This is a genomic window from Ignavibacteria bacterium, assembly GCA_017303675.1.
In the GTDB taxonomy this organism is placed as follows: domain Bacteria; phylum Bacteroidota; class Ignavibacteria; order Tepidaquicellales; family OLB5; genus OLB5.
Genome location: JAFLBX010000001.1, coordinates 1,698,368 through 1,718,317 on the forward strand (window position 1 = coordinate 1,698,368; position 19,950 = coordinate 1,718,317).

Sequence of the window (19,950 nt, forward strand, 5' to 3'; positions counted from 1 at the left end):
TTGGTAGATATTCTGGAAAAAGCAAAAAAAGTAACTATTGTTGGGGCAGCCAGAAGCGGTATTGCAGCAGCAAAGCTGCTTAAGAAAAAAGGCTTTGAGGTTTTCTTAAGCGATGCCGGTGACATTTCCGGGATAGATCATGAGATCCTAGAAAATATCAGGAATTACGGAATTGAACATGAGTTCGGAGCTCATTCCGATAAAGTATATGATGCAGATGTAGTTGTTGTAAGCCCGGGAGTTCCGCAGAACTCAAAAGTAATACAGAACTCACTTGAAAAGGGAATTGAAGTAGTAAGTGAAATTGAAGCCGCATCATGGTATTGTAAAGGTAAGGTAATTGCCATAACCGGAACCAACGGCAAAACTACTACTACAACACTGATAGGTGAAATATTCAAAGATGCGGGTTATAAAACCTTTGTATGCGGAAACATCGGGATTGCGTTTTCTGATATTGTAGAGCAGACAGATGAAAGCTCAATAGTAGTGCTTGAAACAAGCAGCTTTCAGCTAGATAATATCAGGAAATTCAAGCCGTTCATAGCAATAATGCTTAACGTAACACCTGATCATTTAGACAGATATGAATCTTTTGAAAAATACCTGGAATCAAAAATGAGAATAGCAGAAAACCAGAACGAAAGCGATTATTTTGTTTTTAATTATGATGATGAGCTGGTCCGTAATTCTTCAAAGAGCGTACACTCCAACAGAACTGCATTCAGCTTAACTGATGCGGTTAAAAAAGAAACACAGGAAGGCGCTTATCTGAACAATCTGGACCTGGTTTATTATTATTATATGGGCGAAGAAAATGTGATAGATACTCAGAAGCTTATTATAAAGGGCGAGCATAATGTTTATAATGCAATGGCTTCGGTTATATCAGCAAAAATTTTCGGTATAGAAAAAGAATACATAAAAAAAACGCTCGAGAACTTTAAAGGTGTTGAGCACAGGCTTGAATACGTAAAAGAGCTTGATGGCGTAAAATATTATAATGATTCAAAAGCAACAAACGTAAATTCTGTCTGGTATGCATTAAAAGGATTCAATGAGCCTCTTGTACTTATACTCGGAGGTAAGGATAAAGGAAACGATTACAGCCAGATAGAAAAAGAAGTAAAACAGCATGTAAAGCATATTATTGCAATTGGAGATTCAAAACAGAAAGTTTACGATTATTTCAAAGATATACTGCCGGTAACTATGGCTGCTGATATGGAAGATGCTGTAATAAAAGCCCGGCAAAATGCAATTTCCAATGACGTAGTGCTGCTTTCCCCGGCATGTGCAAGCTTCGATATGTTCGATAATTACGAACACAGGGGCAGGGTTTTTAAAGATATTGTAAATTCATTAAAGTAATTGGAACACAGAATAAATAAAATAGACCTGTGGATACTCATCCCGATACTGGCGCTGATAACTTTCAGCCTCGGGGTGGTATACAGCGCTTCATCAAGCTGGTCAGCTAAAATGAGCGGGGGAGACAGCGCCATGCTTTTCCGCAATCATTTAATGAGAGCCGGAATTGGTATATTTTTAATTTTCATGGTTTCAAGGATTAGCTATCTGAACCTGATCAAATTCAGGAAATATTTAATGGGTGCAGCAGTAATTCTGCTTCTGTACCTGCTTTTTGCAGGTGTTGAAACTACTAAAGGTGCAGCCAGGTGGATATATATTGGCGGCTTCAGCTTCCAGCCTGCTGATTTTGTTAAGTATGCTCTTTTAATAAATATTTCATACCTTCTTGCAAAGAAAAAAGATTATATAAACAATCTTTATTACGGTTATCTTCCGGTGCTGGGGTATGTACTGCTTGTTGTTGCGTTGATAGCCTTGCAGCCGAATTTTTCAACAGCCAGCGTGATATTCATTTCAAGCTTAATGCTTTTCTGGGTAGGCAAGGTTAAAATGAAACATATGGCTATTACGGTACTTTCAATGCTGCCTGCTGCAATATTATTTATTTTATCCAAGCCGTATATACTTAACAGAATATTTTCTTACCAGGAACATACAACTGGCGGCAATACAAGCTACCAGCTTTCACAGGCAATTATTGGTTTCGGTAACGGCGGGTTCCTTGGCGTTGGACCCGGTAATTCAACACAGCGGGATCTTTTCCTTCCGCAATCTTACGATGATTTTGTATTTTCTATAGTAGGCGAAGAGTATGGTTTCTGGGGAGTTTCGATAGTAATAATCCTGTTTGCGATATTTGTTTTCAGGGGCTTAAAGCTTTCAAAATCTTTGCCCGATGATTTCGGAAGATACCTGGCATTCGGAATTACAATTATAATTGGTATGAATGCCGTAATAAATATGATGGTAGCTACAGGAATAATTCCCACGACAGGACAAACTCTGCCATTTATAAGTTACGGCGGTACTTCAATAATTTTTAATTCAATAGCGGTGGGAATACTGCTGAATATTTCAACTTACCGCACACAGCCCAAGGGGGCTTTGCTGCGTGAAACGCTGGCAATGGCAGGAAATAATAATGATTAACAGGATTGTTTTTGCTGCCGGCGGTACCGGGGGCCACATTTACCCGGCAATTGCAATTGCTGATGAGCTTGTGAAGATGAACAGCAAGGTTGAAATAAAGTTCATTGGCGCAAAAGGCAGGATAGAAGAAAGAATAATACCTGCAAACGGCTACAAACTTGAAACAATAGAAGTATCGGGTTTTAAAAGAAGTTTAAATTATAAAAATATATCAGCGACATTTAAAATATTCAAAGCACTGAAAGATTCCAAAAAAATACTGAAAGATTTCGCTCCTGAGCTTGTTTACGGCACAGGCGGTTTTGTATCAGGCCCGGTTTTAAAGGCAGCCCAGGCTTTAAATATTAAAAATGTAATAGAAGAAGGTAACTTTCATCCCGGTGTAACGGTAAAGCTAGTTGCCCCGAAGGCTGATAAGGTCATTTTGAATTTTGAAGGTACAAAAAAGCTTCTTAAAAGAATTGATAATACAGTTGTAATGTCATACCCGGTCAGAGAAAATATGAAAAGAATGCCGAAAAATGATGCTGCATCATTTTTCGGGCTTGATGGAAACAGGAAAATTCTTTTTGTATTCGGCGGAAGCCAGGGAGCGCATTCAATAAATTCTGCGCTGATGAAATGTTTCAAAAATCTAACCGGCAGCGGCCTGCAAATTATCTGGCAAACCGGAAATACTGATTATGACACAGTTAATTCAGCAGTTTCATCAAATAAAGATGTAAAGGTCCTGAAATACATCGATAACATGGCAGCAGCATATTCAGCCGGTGACCTGGCTTTATGCCGCTCGGGAATTTCAACAATAATGGAGCTTGCATGCTTTGGGCTGCCGGCAATATTTGTGCCGTATCCGCAGGCATCTGAAAATCACCAGGAAAAAAATGCCAGGGCGGTTTCAGAAAAAAATGCCGCGGAAATTATTCTGGATAAAGATCTTAATCAAAAGCTTGAAAGCAGTGTACTTCGGCTGTTAAGCGATGATAATAAGCTTAAATATATGGGCATGAACATCAGCGGCATGGCAGATACAAAAGCAGCTTCAAAAATTGCCGAGATGCTTACCGAAATGGTAAATAACAGTAAAAATTGATTTATTAACAGCAAAATTATGCAGGAAAAAATTCATAAACACAGAATGGACTTTTATTACCAGTCACTGGTAATATACCTGCTGTTTTTTGCGGCATACGTACTCATTAAGGGAACAGTGGGCGAAAGCTTTAAGGCTTTGTATAATGACCCGATATTTTACATACTGATATTATTTATAGTAATATTTTTATTCATTGTAATAATTAACATAGTCCGCGCACCCACAATTATTCTTAAAAATGACAGGATAATTTTTAAAAACAGGTTTGGTGAAAGGGAAGTACTCTTCAGTGATATAGTGAATGTAAAAATAGGCAGAAGAAGAAAGCGCGAAGAAGAAATGACATACAGGATAATAAAATTAAAATTAAAGAACAGAAGAAAGCAGTTAAGAATAAGGGCCAACGATTTTGAGCGCGGCGGAGAATTAATAAACGAATTTTTAAAAATTAAACAGCAGCCTCAAAACCAGCAGGCATAATTATTTTGATAAGAAAAGAACATATATATTTTATCGGTATTGGCGGAATAGGAATGAGCGGCCTGGCTGAGTATTACCTGCGCAACGGCTATGATGTATCAGGCAGTGATATGACTGAAACTCATATTACTACCAGGCTTATTGGCATGGGAGCCAAAATCTATTACGGGCATAATGCTGTAAATATAACTGATGGTATCGATACTATTGTGTATACTTCTGCTGTTAAAAACGATAATCCTGAAATGATCAAAGCCGAAGAGCTTGGCCTTCGCAGGGTAAGGCGTGCAGAAATGCTTGGTGAAATAGTAAATGAAAAATACCTGATTGCAGTTTCAGGAACACACGGAAAGACCACAACTACTGCAATGATAGGAAAGCTTCTTGTTGATGCAGGGCTTGACCCGCTGATATTTGTCGGCGGCAATGTTCAGTTATTTGATGGCGGCGCTTCACGGTTCGGTTCAGGCAAATACGCAGTTGTTGAAGCTGATGAATATGACAGGTCATTCCTTGCATTAAGGCCTGATATAGCAATTGTAACCAATATTGATGCAGACCACCTGGATATTTATAAAGACCTGGAAGATATTAAAGATACATTCAGGCAGTTTTGCGACCGCTCTAAATACGGAGCATATATGATCTATTGCGGTGATGATGAAAATATAAAAAGCTTTATGAATTCCATAAACCGCGAAAAAATATCGTACGGTTATGATGACAAAAATTATCTAAAGATAAGGGATTATAAAGCTGAAAATAATGTGCTTAATTTCAATATCCTTAACTCAACTGTTTCATATGATGATGTTAAGCTAAATATGATAGGAAGCCACAATGCGCTTAATTCAACAGCATGTTTTGCGGTTTCAAAGGTACTTGAAATACCGTTTGATACATTCAAAACCAGCATAAAGGATTTCAGAACTGTTGACAGAAGGCTTCAGTTGAAATATGACAGCAACCGGATAATGGTATATGATGATTATTCCCATCATCCGGTCGAAGTATCAGCAAGCCTTAAAGGATTAAAAGAAATGAACCCGGGCAGGCTGATAACTGTATTTCAGCCGCACCTGTTCACACGTACACGGGATTTTTACAGGGAATTCGCAAAATCATTGGCAATATCAGATGAAGTTATTTTGATGGATATTTATCCGGCCCGTGAAAAACCAATTGAAGGTATCACTAGTGAGCTGATACTGAATGAGGCTTTAAAGCGCAACAGCAATATGAAGTTAATAAAAGATAGAAATGATATTCTGTCATTGCTGCTGCACGATATAAGACCAGGCGATAAGATAGTTTTCCAGGGAGCCGGTGATGTTACAAATCTGTGCAGTGAATTTGTTAATATTTTACAATCACACAACAAAAATTGATATCAATTTCTGAAATACAGAAAGTTTTTAAGGGGAAGATAACTCTGAATGAGCCGCTGGCTCAGTATACTACTTTCCGTATTGGCGGTGAAGCAGACTATTTTGTTGAGCCATTGGATGTTGATGACGTTATAAATATTATTAAGTATGCTGATGAGCATGAAATCCCGTATTATGTTATGGGTAACGGCAGCAATATACTTATCAGTGATGAAGGTATCAGGGGAATTGTAATTAATCTTGAAACCGCATTCAATTACCTGAAGCATGAGAACAATTTGATAATTAGCGGAGCCGGGGTAAAGATAGCAAGGTTCGTGGATTTCTGCATTCAGAACGATTATGCCGGTGTTGAAATGCTTGCAGGAATTCCGGCTACTGTTGGCGGAGCCCTGGTTATGAATGCCGGTGCTTACGGCGGTGAAACAGCAGATAATGTTAATGAGGTGAAGGTTATTAAGAACGGGAAGGTAAAAGTTCTTTCAAAAGAAGAATGCGGATTCAGGTACAGGAACTCAGCTCTTAAAAATACCGTGGTACTTGAAGCTTCCTTCAGGCTTAAGCCGGGGAACAAAGAAGAGATATCCGCAAAAAGAAAAGAGCTTATCATTCACCGTAACCAGGCGCAGCCTGTTGAAATACCGAATGCAGGATGTGTTTTTAAAAACCCGAAGGATAATAAAGCAGCGATGCTGATAGATCAATGTGGATTAAAGGGCACAAAATCAGGCGGCGCAATGGTATCAACCAAACATGCTAATTTTATAGTGAACTACGATAAAGCTACAGCACATGACGTAATTGAGCTTGTCAAAATTATCAGGCAAACAGTCCGCGAAAAAACCGGTATAGAGCTTGAAATGGAAGTAAAGCTAATTGGTTTTGAGGAGGTTACCATATGAAGAACTGGAAAATTACTATTTTATTTACCATCGTAATTTTATTCACATTCACAAGCATAGTACTTTCAGGGTTATGGAAAGATAAATCAACAATAAGATCAGTCGAGCTTAAGGGTAATATAACTCTTTCCAAAGAAGAGCTGTTCGAGTTTGCCCGGATGAATGATTCAATGATATGTTCAAATTCCTTAACGCTTGAAATGATAGAATCAAGGATATCCAAACATCCGAATATCAAAAAAGCAGTAGTTTCAAAGGAAGGTGCAACGGTACAGATTGAAATATCTGAAAAGAACCCGTTTGCTGCTGCTACAAACGGTAAGGACCTTTTCCTGATAGATGAACAGCTTTCTGTTTATTCAATAAAAAAGGAGCATGCAAATATCGATCTTCCGGTAATTAGCGGACTTTCAGATAAGATTTCGCCGGGAACATACGGAAACGATGATATAAATCTTCTTAAAATTGCTCAATATATAATCAGCCAGTCAATAAAGCTGAATAAAAGCCTGTTCAATTATATTTCAGAAATAAATTTTTCTGAAAGCGGAATTACACTTGTAACAAGTGATGATGCGACACCTGTTTATTTTATAGATTTTTCAACATCGCTCAGCAGGGAAAGTAACACGGCAAAGGATATCAATATGACAAGGGATATTAATAATACCGGACTCAGAAGGGCAATTGACAGGAAGCTGGTTCAGCTGAACGGATTTTTAAAACAGGTAAGAGTTTACAGAACCATGAATTCATTTAAATATATTGACCTGCGCTTTAGTGACCTGGTGATAGTAAAAAATAATAATACACCGGCGGAATGATAAGGTTTTAATATAGTTAAAAGGGGAAAAATTAGAGAAAAATTAACCAATAAAATGGCGAAGAAAAAATCTGAAGAAAATATAATAGTTGGTTTGGATGTTGGCACAACAAAGATCTGTACAATAGTTGCGCAGGTTAGAGATGACGGCAGGCTTAATATCCTTGGTGTAGGTAAAGCGCCTTCAACCGGGCTTTCAAGGGGTATGGTGGTAAACCCGGGTAAAACACTGGAATCAATAAAAGCATCAGTTCGCGAAGCAGAAGAGCGCTCAGGTTACGATATAAAATCAGTAACAGTTGGTATTGCAGGCCCGCATATACGCTGCATTCAGTCAGAAGGAATTGTTGCTATTTCACATCCTGACAGGATAATTACTGAAGATGATATCGAAAGGCTGTATGAATCTGCCAAAAGCCTGAAGCTGAGTAAAGATGAAAAGATCATTGATGTAATCCCGCAGGAATTCATTATCGACAGCAAAGACGGAATTTTCGACCTGCCGATAGGCATGTTTGGCCTGAGGATGGAAGCAAAGGTCAATATATTGACAGGGCTGGTATCGCAGATAGATGATCTTTCAAACTGCGTTCAGAGCTGCGGTGTGGATATTGATGATATTGTCCTCGAGCCGCTTGCATCATCTTACGCTGTGCTAAATGAATCTGAAAAAAAAGTTGGTGTTGCAATGATAGATATCGGCGGCGGAACCACCGATATAGCAGTATTTAAAAAAGGGGTTATTAAACATACTGCAGGTATTGGTATAGCCGGAAGCCAGGTTACAAATGATATCAGCGAAACTCTCGGAATAGATGAAAAGGAAGCAGAGCGCATAAAGAAAGAATTCGGTTATGCTATGGTAAGCGAAATTATCAATGATGATATAGTAACTATCCAGGGAATAAAAGGCAGAAAACCTTTAAGGATAGAAAAAAGTATCATCTCAAGGATTATCCAGGCAAGGATGGAAGAGCTTTTTGTGCTTGCAGGACAGGAAATAAAACGCTCGGGTATCGAAAGCTACCTGCCGGCAGGACTTGTCATTACCGGCGGCGGCTCACTGCTTAGGGGAACAAGAGAGCTGGCTATTCAGGTGCTGGGCACTGAAGTAAACCTGGGTGTGCCTATGGATATCGGCGGGGGACTGATAAAGGAAGTTGAAAGCCCGATCTATGCAACAGGAATCGGACTTATCCTTCACAGGATGAAATATATCAGCCAGAAGAAAAGCGCCCGTTCATTAAAAGGCAAAAAACATCCGGGGCTGAAGAACATGTTCGAAAGAATAAAACACTGGTTCGATGAATTGTAATTCATTCTAAGTTTTATAAATAAGAAGAAAATAATATTAATAAATAATTAAACTTAATTCCTTTCTAGGGGAAAGAGAAGGAGAAAAACTAAAATGGCAATTTCACTTGTTACTGATGCAACTTACGGAGCAAAGATCAAGGTTATTGGTGTGGGCGGCGCAGGCGGCAATGCTATCAACAACATGATAGAAAAAGGGCTGGACAGCGTTGATTTTATTGCATTGAATACTGATATACAGGATCTTGAACGCAGCAAAGCTGATATAAAGATCCAGATAGGCAGGAACACAACATTGGGTCTTGGAGCTGGTATGGATGAGACCAAGGGAGCCAAAGCGGTTGAAGAAAGCCGTGAAGAAATTGAGCAGGTTGTAAGAGGCTGCGATATGGTGTTCATAACAGCAGGTATGGGCGGCGGTACAGGTACCGGCGGCGGACCCGCTGTTGCAAGAATTGCAAAAGCTACCGGCGCGCTTGTAGTTGGTATAGTTACCAAACCTTTTGATTTTGAAGGTGATGACAGGCTCAGAATTGCAGAAGAAGGATTAAAAAGATTCAAGCAGGAAGTTGATTCCTGCATTGTTATTCCCAACGAAAGACTGCTCACAGTTTTCGGAGAAGAAGTTACACTTGAAAACAGCTTTAAAAAAGTTGATGATGTGCTCTATAATGCTACAAGGGGCATAAGTGATATTATCACCAAAAAAGGTAAAGTTAATGTTGATTTTGCTGATGTAAAGACAATAATGCGTGATATGGGTGATGCGCTTATGGGTATTGGCTATGCAAAAGGCGAAAATAAAGCGCTTCGCGCAACACAGGAAGCGATCGATAACCCGCTGCTTGAAGGTGTATCAATAGCAGGTTCAAGATCAATTCTGCTTAATATCATTGCTGATCCCAACTTCAAGATATCTGATCTTAAGAGCATGACCGAGCTTATTAAACAGGCTGCAGGCTGCAATTACGGTAAGCTTATCTGGGGTGTTGTTTCTGATGAAAGGCTTGAAGATGAAGTTATTGTGACAATAATTGCAACCGGCTTTACCGTGGCTCAGGCAAAACAATCAAACACATACCCTGAAAAAGAGGAAGTAAAAACAAAGAACCTTCTGCTTAACACATCAGAAGATAATGTTGTAAAAATACCTAGCACTCAGCAGGAACTGCAGGGACTGGATATTCCAACTATCCGCCGCAAAGACCTGTTAAGCGCTGAAGACCTTAAAAAGATCCGTACAAGGAATGAAGAAATGGATATCGAAGATTTCGATTTCAATTCCGATGATTTCAAAATTTCAAATGACGATAAACCTGCTTTTTTAAGAAGGCAGATGGATTAAGATTTTATTATAATAAATAATTAAAAAGTACTGTCCCGCTATGGATAAATGTGGTAAACGCTTAGTATAAGGGTTGACGTCACGAGGCTGACCTCGAGAGGAAGGTATCTTAGTTGTGCTCTGCCTTCAATACGGTTGCGGTCTGCTTCGTACCTGTGTATGCCGGGACCTTCATACTGTTTATTACAAGATTTCTACCTCATCTTTTCCCCGAAAAAAGCCTCCTCCATTAACCCGAAGGGTCCTGACCAAACAGGACCCTTCATTTTTTTAGGGAAGAATAGATGTTGTTTCCCACAAAAGAATTTTTTCACCGGAGCCGCCTGCTGCGAGATATTTGCCGTCAGGCGAAAATTTTACGGTGATAATTTCACTGCCGGGAAGTGTTAAAGTTTTCAGCAGCGCAGATGTTTTTACATCCCAAATCCTAATGGTCTCATCATTGCTTGCCGTTGCCAGGTATTTGCTCTCAGGTGAAAATGCTGCTGAATTTACATTTCCGCTGTGGCCTTTCAGTGTAACAATTGAGCCGCCTGAGCTTACATTCCACAACTTCGCGGTTTCATCCTTGCTTGTACTTGCAAGGTAATTACCGTCGGGTGAAAATGTTACAAACATAACCCTTGAAGAATGTCCCTTATATGAAGGCGCGAACTGTTTGTTATCGAAGCTGTAAATGGCGATATTCTTCCCCATGCTGCCTGCTGCAATGTAAGCTGAATTGCTGCTGAATGAACAATTGAAGGAGTTGTACCTGTATGTTTCAAATAAATTACTGCCAAAAAGCTCGCCATCAGGATCGTTTGGAATGCTGAGCCTTAGGGTTTTTGTCTTTTCAAATTTTCCTGTCTCGTGAATATCAACTATAAAGTTCAGCCTGATGCCTTTATCCTGTTCCTTTTCGGTCGGTTCCCTGGTATATGCTATTGCAAGCATTTTACCATCCGGTGAAAATTCCGCATAATATACATTATCTTTCTTGCTGAAGGTCTTTAAGATCTCTTTTGAAGACGCGCGCAATACTGTAACATCACCATCATACGAAGTAAATACAGCCATATCAAGTGATGCAGGGGAATAATTTATTGATGTCACATTGCTTCCGGTTTCGAGTGTATGTGTTTTCTGCCCGGAAGAGATATCCCAGAAGAACAGATTGCCTTTTTCATCTGAGCCGGCCAATGTTTTTGAATCAGGCGAAAACGCTGCGGAATTAACATTCCCTTTAAACCCTGTAAATTCAACCGGGTTCTGCGCAAAAACAGAGATCTGTATTAACAGTAATAAAATTAAAAATCTCATATTTAAATTAAATTTCATGGTTTATACTATATAAATTAACATAAATCGGCTGAAAATAGTTTTAATTATAGGGGATTGTTTATACATAAAAAAAAAAGGGCTTACAATGTAAGCCCCGGTTCATCTGCTAATTAGTAGGGAATACTATCAGCTTTTGCTGGTATAGCAGAAAAATTTTAGTTCAATTACTTTTGATACATATATGTGTATGTTGTAACGTAATGGTCTTTACCTACATAACAATCAACAATCAGCTGGCACATATTAGTTGCATCAAATAACATATTTGGCGCGTAGAAAAAACCTTTTTTAACTTCGTTGGCATATTGCTTATTATCTTTGTTAAGCTTCAATATTTCTACTGAATTTGCTTCAGGTGTTTTATAATCACTGCCAACTCTTCCAAAGAACATTTTAATACCTGTGTTAATATTTGCTGTGGTGCTGTAATCTACATTCGTATAAACCGCTTCGAGATTCAGGTATGCCCCCGGCTGCATATTTTTAGGGGGGTCCTGCCATTTAAACCCTGATTCCACCGTATGAATAATATCCAGCATATCCTTCCATGAGCTTGTTCCTAATACCTGCTGATCGTTCGCTTTCCACTTGGTAATGTTAATCCCGTTAAAAGATTTTGCTTCTACTCCTGTTAAAACCCAGTTACCGCCTTCAAGCTCTTCCTGTATGAATTTTACAGGTTCTTCAATTTCTGTTGTCTTTTTTTCTTCACCCTGTTTTTTATCTTTGCTGCCTTCAACAGGCTGAGTTTCTTCAAGGATAATTACATTCGTTCCGTTATCTTCTGATGTACTTATCGTTTCATTATTCACCGATACATTTTGCGCATTCAGCTGCATCGTTAAAACAAAAGTCATAACTAAAAGTAAAGGGATTTTCAGAAATATATTTTTATTCGACTTTTTCATATAACCAAAAATGTATAACGTAAAAACGGTAGCATTACTAATGATATTTTATCCGTATATCGCTTTCATTGCTACTACAAATATGGTATCTTGATTAGGGATATCCAATACACTCTATACGTGATATTCCGCGAATGAGATTGTATTTACTATTAATTTTAAATTTTTGCTATATTTGTTAATTGAAAGCAATTAAACAAATAAAATGGCTGAAAATTACCTTATTAAATTCTGTAATTTTGGCTGTTTCATATTTTCAGCTTTCATGCGCAAACCAGCAGCCGCCGGGCGGCGGCGAGGAAGATAAAACCCCGCCCAAAGTAACCATAGTAAGCCCTAAGCCAAATTCTACCAATTTCCGCGGCAATACATTGATATTTGAATTCAATGAATATATTGACCGCCGCAGCTTCCAGGATGCGTTCCGTACTTCGCCCCAGGTTAAAGGTGATATTGAATTTTCATGGGGGCTTAAGGATGTAGAAGTAAGATTCCCTAAGGACCTTGAAAAAATCGATGCCAATAAAACATTTGTGGTAAATATCAGCACAACATTAAAAGATATCCGAGGCAACCAGATCTCAGAAGCTATTAATTTCGCTTTTTCAACGGGCAGCAAAATTGATATGGGTGGTATCAGCGGCAGGGTATATAATACTTCCAAAAAATCCGCATCAGTGTATGCGTATGATCTGGCAAAAAGTTATGACCCCACCAAAGATATCCCTGATTACTTTACTGAATCATCAGCCGAAGGCAGTTACAGCTTAACTAATCTTGCGCCCGGCAGATACAGGCTTATAACCATAATTGATGAAGACCGCAACCTGCTTTTTACCAGTGAGCGTGAGAGCTTTGGAGTTCTGCCGTACGATATTGACGTGAAGGACAGTGTTGTTACAGGTAATGCTGATATTTACATGAAACTGCTTACATCAACTCAGCAGGTAGCGCCTGAGCTTGATGCATCTAAATATTTCAGGGATTCACTTGGAATTGTATTCACTTCAATTGAATACAATTCTTCTGTTGTTCTGCCTGAGCAAAGCATATTCATTTTTTTCAGCAGGTTCAAACCAACCCGCGAAGAATTCACCCGTAACTTAGTTGTAACCGATGAGAACGGAACAACCGATAGAGTTGTGTTTAACTGGAAGAATGATTCACTGGTAGAAATATTTTCTGCAAACCGCTTCGCCGCAAACAGGAAGTACAGGATATCGTTTCCATTAAAAACCACAGGCGATACAGTGTATAACTTCTCGCTGCCCTTCAGAACGGTGAGCGTAAATTCATTTGGTGAGCTAAAAGGCAGGGTATCAAGCGCTTACACGGATTTTATAATAACGGATCAGATAGTAAAAATAGAACTTGAAGCTGATAAACTGGTACCCATACTTAAATACAGCTTTGATTCCAGGGATACGGTCTTTAGTTTTAAAAACATACTCGAAGCAAATTATACACTATTTAGTTACATTGATAAAGATAACAGCTCAAGCTATAATTACGGTTACCCCTTCCCGTTTGAATACTCAGAACCGTTCTACATTTACCCGGGCACAATAAATATCAAAGGCGGCTGGGTGGTTGAAAATGTGAACATAAATTTTGTGAGGTAAGATTAACTAAAATGATGCTAATAGTATACAATTTATCTTGAAAAACCCTTAAAAATATATTACTTTCATGTAACAAACTATAACCATACCGCCATGAAAAGACTTATACTTTTCGAGTTCATCATCATATTTTTAGCCACTACGTTTGAGAGTGACACACCGCCGGGCTGGTATCAGCAGACGCTGCCTGTGAATAAAATAATAAATGATATCTTCTTTATTGATACTTCCAACGGCTGGGCTGTAACTACAGGTGGAACCAATTTTACAGATACAGCATACATTTTTTATACCACCAATGGCGGAAATAACTGGCTGATACAGAAAACAGGTATCGAAAAATTAGATGCAATACAATTTCTTGATAATAACAACGGCTATGCAGTTGGCAAATTATTCACTACAACAAATTTGAGCATATATAAAACGACGAACGGCGGAGTAAATTGGCAGGGGCTTAACAATATAACGGGAGTAGGACCTACAGATTTATTTTTTGTAAATAAAGATACTGGTTGGATTTGCGATAACGAAGGAACGTTTGGGGCAGGCTTGCAGAAAACCACAAATGGTGGTCTAAGCTGGTTTCAGCAATTAGACAGAACATTTAAGCCAACAAAGCTTTTTTTCCTGAATAAAGATACAGGCTGGGTTGGAACAAACGAGCCAAACGGCAGGCTTTTCAGAACAACTAATAGTGGTGTGAATTGGGATTTGCAGTATACGATTAGTACTGCTTTTATATCTATTTTTTTTATTAACGGAAAAAATGGATGGATACGTGCTGGTGGAACAAACGGTGTGCAATATACAACAGACGGAGGGTTTATATGGAGCAACGCACAAGGTACTTTAGCGGGTTATGATATAAAATTTGAAAATGATTCAGTTGGAATTTCGGGAAGTGTGCCAAACATTGCCAAATCAACGGATGGCGGTAAAACGTGGGGTAATCAGATTACACCGCCAAATACATATTTATCTGTTTTTGCATTGAAGGGCGATACACTAAATGGCTGGGCAGGTACATATAATTTTATAAAGACAACAGATGGGGGTGGGACAATAAATTATTTAGGTATTCAGCAAACGAGTAGCGAAATACCAACTAATTATAAGTTGCACCAAAATTATCCAAATCCGTTTAATCCGGTTACGAATATTATTTATGAGTTGAAAGTTAAAAAGTTTGTAAAGTTGGAAGTCTTTGATATTACAGGCAGAGAGATAATAGACTTGGTAAACCTGGAACAACAGGCGGGTACATATAAAGTTGACTGGAATGCAGGTAGTTTACCAAGTGGTGTATATTTCTATTCATTAATAATAGATGGAATAACTGTTGATACTAAAAAGATGGTATTGATAAAGTAAACTGCTAGTCAGTCAGGCGAAGTTACTTTAGAAACCTTGTTTCTAAGGTTGATTAAATAGCAAATATCAACTGCTGGAGCAGTCAGGAATAATAAATATCTAAAAAGAGAAGTAAAAAGTATTAAATATTGATAAAATGATCATAAAAATGCTTTATATAATTAACTGAAATTTTAAACCCTAAAAATTAAAAGTTATGAAAACTTTACTCAAGATCACAGTTACACTTGCATTACCGGTTATATACTTTATCATTGCTTCGGCATTTAAGCCCACTGAACCTTTAAAGGTAACAGATGCCTCAAAAGTGAACTTAATACAACCACCAACAGCCCAAATACCTAAGGACTTTACACATTTTATACTTAACTATGGTATTCAGGATGGAGATAACGAGTGGGATAATTTTACAGCGTTCTGGCCATATTATAAAGATACCCTGCATTATAACGGAATACAGTTATATGATTACGGGGCGGATACTACTGGACAGTTTGGAGTACCATTAAGAACAGACCAGATAGCTACTGTAAACTCGCTAATAACCGGAACGCAGAACCGTGGATTAAGAAGTAATTTTCAGCGTATAAATATATCCAAGCTTTGCCAGGATGGTCAAAGAATGGTATTTGAATCAGAAGGCGGCAATGAAGGATACTCATACAGTTCCAGAATGTCCGGCTCAGGGCCGGTTTCCGATAGCGGACGAAGTGTGATAAAGGGTTGCGCATCGTGTCCGCCAAGTATGCCGGCAGGTATGCTTTGCGAAAGTATTACGGAAAACCTGCAGTTTGCGCTATCATATACATATGACTGGGCGCCGCAGCAGGACTGGCACCTTAAGCCGGTTATGAGAATTGATTCGAGTATAGTAGATAATTCACCAACGGCACCTGTAATAGCCATAGTAACAAGAAATTTTAGCGGAACTGTTATCGATTCTACAGTAATTAAAGCAAGAAATTTTGCTTCTTTCTTAGGAGGAAACTATATCTATAATGGTCAATATATTAGCACTTTCGATTTCATTCAGGACCCGAACACAGATTTAGATATCCTTGGCAGGAAAGATACAGTTACCGGCTTAATGTATGGCTATACACGCGAGAACGTTAACGCCAGCCAGATTGATTTTAAGATATACTGGTTCGGGCAGGTTGATGTGTGGTTTGATAAACTGGTGGTGGATAATGATATTGCAGATAGGCTATTTTCTGAAAATAATAACTTTAATCCTTTTATTTACGATGAAGTAAATAACTTTGGAAATAGCCTTGACATGTTTTTTGTGGATGAATGTGTAACAACAAACCTGCCATGCATTAAATACGTAAATGATTATATCAAAAATTCGGGTTTACCATCGCCGCCCTTAAGCTATGCCGTTTCATATAATATGAATTTCCACTACACAAGAAATGACGCAAATACTTTCAAACTGTATCTTGATACAGTAAAACCGGATATAATCCAGGTAGACGCTCACGCATTGCAGTTTCATGATCAGGGTGAACCGGGCTGCATACCTATTAATTCATTTAACCCATTACTGGTGGATCCTAAAGTACCCGCAGACTGGAAGGTAAATAATCAAACTTATAATACATATCTGCAGGAGTGTTTAGGTCAAAAAGATAGCTATGTATGGCCTATGGAAGGATCATTTATTTACCAGATTCATAAGACCCGGATAAATATTACATCAGCTTCCAATAATACCCGTATATCAATTCAGCCGCAGATACAGGGCTGGCTGATACACAACAACATTACAGGTAAATACAGATACGGTGTACGTGAGCCTATTAATGAAGAAATAAGCGCCCAGGCATGGATAGCGCTTTCATACGGCGCAGATTACCTGAGCTGGTTCTGGCTGCCTACTATGACGCCGCTTACAGCGGAATTATCACAGCGGAATGGACCGCCGGATATGAGCCTTGATCCAGGTGACGAGACATACACATTTGGCGTGTTTAATACACCATCTCAACCCAGAAGACAAAACCAGTATGGACAGAATAAATTTGATTATCTCTGTGAAATGAACTCGAAGATCCTGAATTTAAAACCAACCCTAGACGCAATTTCGTGGAACTCAGCATACAGTGTGCACAGTGAGGGTGCGAATCATGGATACATACAGGATATAATGAGCATATTGCCCGGTATAAACGGGCAAAACCCTTGTGTTGAAGATAATCCTAACGGCCCGTATATGGATTGCAGAGAAGAGCGATTTTGGGAAATGGGATTCTATAACGATGTTGGTTCAGCAAAATATTTTATTATGGTAAATCGCAGATGTATACCTGCAGGAGGCAGTTATACTGGTGATAACAGGGTATTAAGAGTAAAATTCAATTTAACCGGACCTATTAATTGGCAAATAAGTGAAGTTGGAAGTTCTGTAAGACCCAAAGTTTTTGACAGAACTAAATATGCGTCATTTGGTGAAAATCCAGGTGAAATGGGCTGGTTTGAACCGGGAGAAGGCAAGTTATTTAAAATTGAGCCTGCAATTAATTCGGGCGGTGAGCTTGTTGAAGACGAAATAATAAACGGCGGTGAATTTACCTGCGAAGCGCCAGTTTACAACAACGGTTTTAATATAACAATCGGCGCAAACACAACCATACACTTTAATGATAGTTCTAAGTTCGTTATGGATGGCGGTATGTTTACAGTGGGCGACCAGAACACATCAGCTCCGCAGAATATTACAAGTGACGCAGTATCAGGAAGTTCATGGAGCGGTCACAGCTTCACAAACTGCGAAGTCAAGATATACGGCGCAACGTTTACGGGTTTAGCTAACGATACAACTTACGCAGTTAATATCATCGATTGCCCTGTTGTTGATATCAGAAATTGTACATTTAACACAAACAGCTCACTTAAAGGCAGTATCAATGCTGTTTTCTTTAGTGATCCTAACAATGAATTAAGCTTAAGCAATATTTATATTGGAGCAAATACTTTTAATTCATCAAGTTCAACTATACCTACAGTTAATATTTCATCTTATGCAGGTGAAACAACTCCGCTAATTATAGAAAACAATATATTCAATGAAGGCAATACGGCAATCTTCTTAAGCGGTTTAACAGGCGGTGCAATTAAGGGTAATGCAATAACTGATAATTTTATCGGAATTAACGCTTTAACATCAGCAATTGATATAAAATCCAATACAATATCATCAACTGTAAACAACGCAATTGGCATATTTGCCGCAGGAGGTAGTGAGCTTAAAATGAACAATGCCGGGAGTAAATCACTCGGTGGTTTGAATGATATCTCGAATTCCGGCACAGCGGCTAACAACATTGTTGTTGATGGTTCTGTATTTTTGCTTGATGGCGGACAGAATATATTCAACATAACCGATGACCAATCCTCAAAGCATTTATACGGCTATTTCCCGCAGTTCACACAGGGTCCTTTTGATGAAACAAATAACTGCTTCAAGCTTAACTCAACACCGGTTGACCCGCCGTATAACATGGTAACATCAGGTTTCCAGGGTTCACAGATAACCTTTAACTTCGTACCATATCTTACAGGATGTGATCCAAATCAAAACGGTGATGGTTTGGCTATAAACCTAGGAGATGGCATTTACGATACTATCTACAATGAAGGCTCCGGAAGCGGAGGCAGTATGAAAGAAGCTCTCCCCCTTAGCAAGGGGAGTACTCCCGAGAACTCGGGAGGGAGGGGGTCTATTACACATTACCCACTGCTAAACAACGATACGATTCCATCAGCGTACTCATGCGTTACCGTAACTACACACAGGCAAAAACAAAATGTCTTGACCTTATCAACACATATCCTGACAGCATTCAAAGCCTGAATGCAATTTCTAAATTATTCTTATCAACCGTTGCAAGTGATACATCATATAATGCGGTAAATGAACTGAAGATATATTACGAAGATCTTATTCTTAATCACGGATATAATACTTCACTTGTAAAGCGCGCAAATAATTATATTCTGAAGTGTAAAGTAAGGATGCGTGAATATTCACAGGCTCTAGTCGGATTCCAGCAGATAATTAACCAGAATCCCTACAGCTACGAAGGATTAATAGCAAGGTGGGATTATATGGCAACTTCATTGCTGATTCAGGGACAAAGCGGAGGGTTCCCTACGCTAAAGCTTCGGGAACTTCATTCGCTTGAGCTTCGTGAGGTTGAGTCCTATGATCCAGATGACCTGTCCGACGAAGCTTCAGCGCAGTCGGATAGATCACCGTTTACAAAGGAACAACGGCAGGATATCAGGAAATCCATTAATACTGCTATTGAAATATCAAAAAATGAAGATGACAGGAAAATAAAAACACTGGAAGTAAAGTCAGAGCAGGGTGATGTAAATGCTTCTAAAGTGCTGGAGCAGATCAGATCATTAAAACAGGTAGTTAAGACTGAAAAGCCAATAAGCATAGTTGAGCATGTACGGATAGTATCAGAAGATATAAGGAAAGTATTTGGCTCAAATACCAGTGGTAAAGGCAATGAGCCGAAGAATATCCCAATGGTATTCAGGCTGTCACAGAACTATCCTAATCCGTTTAATCCCGTAACAAAGATAAATTACGACCTGCCGAAAGATTCAAAGGTAAAGATAGTAATTTATGATATACTCGGGCGGGAAATAAAACGGCTTGTGAACAACGAGCTAAAAACCGCTGGTTTTTACATCGTGGATTTCAACGCTTCAAACTATGCCAGCGGAGTTTACTTCTACCGCATAGAAGCCGAAGAGCCTAACGGCAATAAATTTGTGGATAGTAAAAAAATGGTGCTGTTGAAGTAATTATTATTCAAACAATTTCATCATT

15 protein-coding genes are annotated in these 19,950 nt (G+C 38.8%); 13 read left to right on the forward strand and 2 right to left on the reverse strand.

What is annotated here, in order from left to right; all coding sequences use genetic code 11:
* Nucleotides 1-12 precede the first annotated feature (12 nt).
* The 9 genes from J0M37_07605 (at nucleotide 13) to ftsZ (ending at nucleotide 9,871) form a co-directional block, all read left to right on the forward strand.
* The gene (locus tag J0M37_07605) at nucleotides 13-1,371 is read left to right on the forward strand and encodes a UDP-N-acetylmuramoyl-L-alanine--D-glutamate ligase (GenBank protein ID MBN8584947.1); all 1,359 of its coding nucleotides are present in this window, start codon (nucleotides 13-15) and stop codon (nucleotides 1,369-1,371) included.
* On the forward strand, nucleotides 1,372-2,523 hold the full coding sequence (locus J0M37_07610) for a cell division protein FtsW (GenBank protein ID MBN8584948.1): 1,152 nt from the start codon (nucleotides 1,372-1,374) through the stop codon (nucleotides 2,521-2,523).
* A complete protein-coding gene (murG, locus tag J0M37_07615) occupies nucleotides 2,516-3,616 on the forward strand; it encodes an undecaprenyldiphospho-muramoylpentapeptide beta-N-acetylglucosaminyltransferase (GenBank protein MBN8584949.1) in 1,101 nt (366 codons plus the stop codon). The genes J0M37_07610 and murG overlap by 8 nt, the downstream gene beginning before the upstream one ends.
* Nucleotides 3,617-3,634: 18 nt before the next feature.
* Entirely contained in the window at nucleotides 3,635-4,099 is a 465-nt protein-coding gene (locus J0M37_07620) for a hypothetical protein (protein MBN8584950.1), read from the forward strand.
* Between the two features lie 5 nt (nucleotides 4,100-4,104).
* The gene (locus tag J0M37_07625; protein ID MBN8584951.1) at nucleotides 4,105-5,487 is read left to right on the forward strand and encodes a UDP-N-acetylmuramate--L-alanine ligase; all 1,383 of its coding nucleotides are present in this window, start codon (nucleotides 4,105-4,107) and stop codon (nucleotides 5,485-5,487) included.
* Nucleotides 5,484-6,389, forward strand: coding sequence for a UDP-N-acetylmuramate dehydrogenase (gene murB, locus J0M37_07630; GenBank protein ID MBN8584952.1), 906 nt, complete (start codon nucleotides 5,484-5,486; stop codon nucleotides 6,387-6,389). Before J0M37_07625 ends, murB begins: the two co-directional genes overlap by 4 nt.
* Complete coding sequence (locus tag J0M37_07635) at nucleotides 6,386-7,213, forward strand: hypothetical protein (GenBank protein MBN8584953.1); 828 nt, start codon at nucleotides 6,386-6,388, stop codon at nucleotides 7,211-7,213. Before murB ends, J0M37_07635 begins: the two co-directional genes overlap by 4 nt.
* Before the next feature lie 54 nt (nucleotides 7,214-7,267).
* Nucleotides 7,268-8,527, forward strand: a complete 1,260-nt coding sequence (gene ftsA / locus J0M37_07640; protein ID MBN8584954.1) for a cell division protein FtsA — start codon at nucleotides 7,268-7,270, stop codon at nucleotides 8,525-8,527.
* Between the two features lie 93 nt (nucleotides 8,528-8,620).
* Nucleotides 8,621-9,871: a cell division protein FtsZ gene (gene ftsZ / locus J0M37_07645; protein ID MBN8584955.1), complete on the forward strand. Its 1,251-nt coding sequence runs from the start codon at nucleotides 8,621-8,623 to the stop codon at nucleotides 9,869-9,871.
* 270 nt (nucleotides 9,872-10,141) lie between these two features.
* On the opposite strand, the gene J0M37_07650 is transcribed toward ftsZ, so the two are convergent.
* Together J0M37_07650 and J0M37_07655 are read right to left on the reverse strand one after the other, a co-directional pair.
* Nucleotides 10,142-11,173, reverse strand: coding sequence for a WD40 repeat domain-containing protein (locus J0M37_07650; protein ID MBN8584956.1), 1,032 nt, complete (start codon nucleotides 11,171-11,173; stop codon nucleotides 10,142-10,144).
* A gap of 185 nt (nucleotides 11,174-11,358) precedes the next feature.
* Nucleotides 11,359-12,102, reverse strand: coding sequence for a hypothetical protein (locus J0M37_07655; protein ID MBN8584957.1), 744 nt, complete (start codon nucleotides 12,100-12,102; stop codon nucleotides 11,359-11,361).
* 239 nt (nucleotides 12,103-12,341) lie between these two features.
* On the opposite strand from J0M37_07655, the gene J0M37_07660 reads away from it, so the two are divergent.
* The 4 genes from J0M37_07660 (at nucleotide 12,342) to J0M37_07675 (ending at nucleotide 19,925) form a co-directional block, all read left to right on the forward strand.
* Nucleotides 12,342-13,724: an Ig-like domain-containing protein gene (locus tag J0M37_07660; GenBank protein ID MBN8584958.1), complete on the forward strand. Its 1,383-nt coding sequence runs from the start codon at nucleotides 12,342-12,344 to the stop codon at nucleotides 13,722-13,724.
* Nucleotides 13,725-13,817: 93 nt separating this feature from the next.
* Nucleotides 13,818-15,098: a T9SS type A sorting domain-containing protein gene (locus J0M37_07665; protein MBN8584959.1), complete on the forward strand. Its 1,281-nt coding sequence runs from the start codon at nucleotides 13,818-13,820 to the stop codon at nucleotides 15,096-15,098.
* 196 nt (nucleotides 15,099-15,294) lie between these two features.
* Entirely contained in the window at nucleotides 15,295-18,957 is a 3,663-nt protein-coding gene (locus J0M37_07670; protein ID MBN8584960.1) for a right-handed parallel beta-helix repeat-containing protein, read from the forward strand.
* The gene (locus J0M37_07675) at nucleotides 18,876-19,925 is read left to right on the forward strand and encodes a T9SS type A sorting domain-containing protein (GenBank protein ID MBN8584961.1); all 1,050 of its coding nucleotides are present in this window, start codon (nucleotides 18,876-18,878) and stop codon (nucleotides 19,923-19,925) included. The genes J0M37_07670 and J0M37_07675 overlap by 82 nt, the downstream gene beginning before the upstream one ends.
* The last annotated feature ends 25 nt before the right edge of the window (nucleotides 19,926-19,950 follow it).

Coding starts and splice junctions, on each gene's coding strand:
- ftsZ (MBN8584955.1), top strand. CDS start 8,621: ATGGCAATTTCACTTGTTACTGATGCAACTTACGGAGCAAAGATCAAG.
- J0M37_07620 (MBN8584950.1), top strand. CDS start 3,635: ATGCAGGAAAAAATTCATAAACACAGAATGGACTTTTATTACCAGTCA.
- J0M37_07675 (MBN8584961.1), top strand. CDS start 18,876: ATGCGTTACCGTAACTACACACAGGCAAAAACAAAATGTCTTGACCTT.
- J0M37_07670 (MBN8584960.1), top strand. CDS start 15,295: ATGAAAACTTTACTCAAGATCACAGTTACACTTGCATTACCGGTTATA.
- murG (MBN8584949.1), top strand. CDS start 2,516: ATGATTAACAGGATTGTTTTTGCTGCCGGCGGTACCGGGGGCCACATT.
- J0M37_07665 (MBN8584959.1), top strand. CDS start 13,818: ATGAAAAGACTTATACTTTTCGAGTTCATCATCATATTTTTAGCCACT.
- J0M37_07655 (MBN8584957.1), bottom strand. CDS start 12,102: ATGAAAAAGTCGAATAAAAATATATTTCTGAAAATCCCTTTACTTTTA.
- ftsA (MBN8584954.1), top strand. CDS start 7,268: ATGGCGAAGAAAAAATCTGAAGAAAATATAATAGTTGGTTTGGATGTT.
- J0M37_07650 (MBN8584956.1), bottom strand. CDS start 11,173: ATGAGATTTTTAATTTTATTACTGTTAATACAGATCTCTGTTTTTGCG.
- J0M37_07635 (MBN8584953.1), top strand. CDS start 6,386: ATGAAGAACTGGAAAATTACTATTTTATTTACCATCGTAATTTTATTC.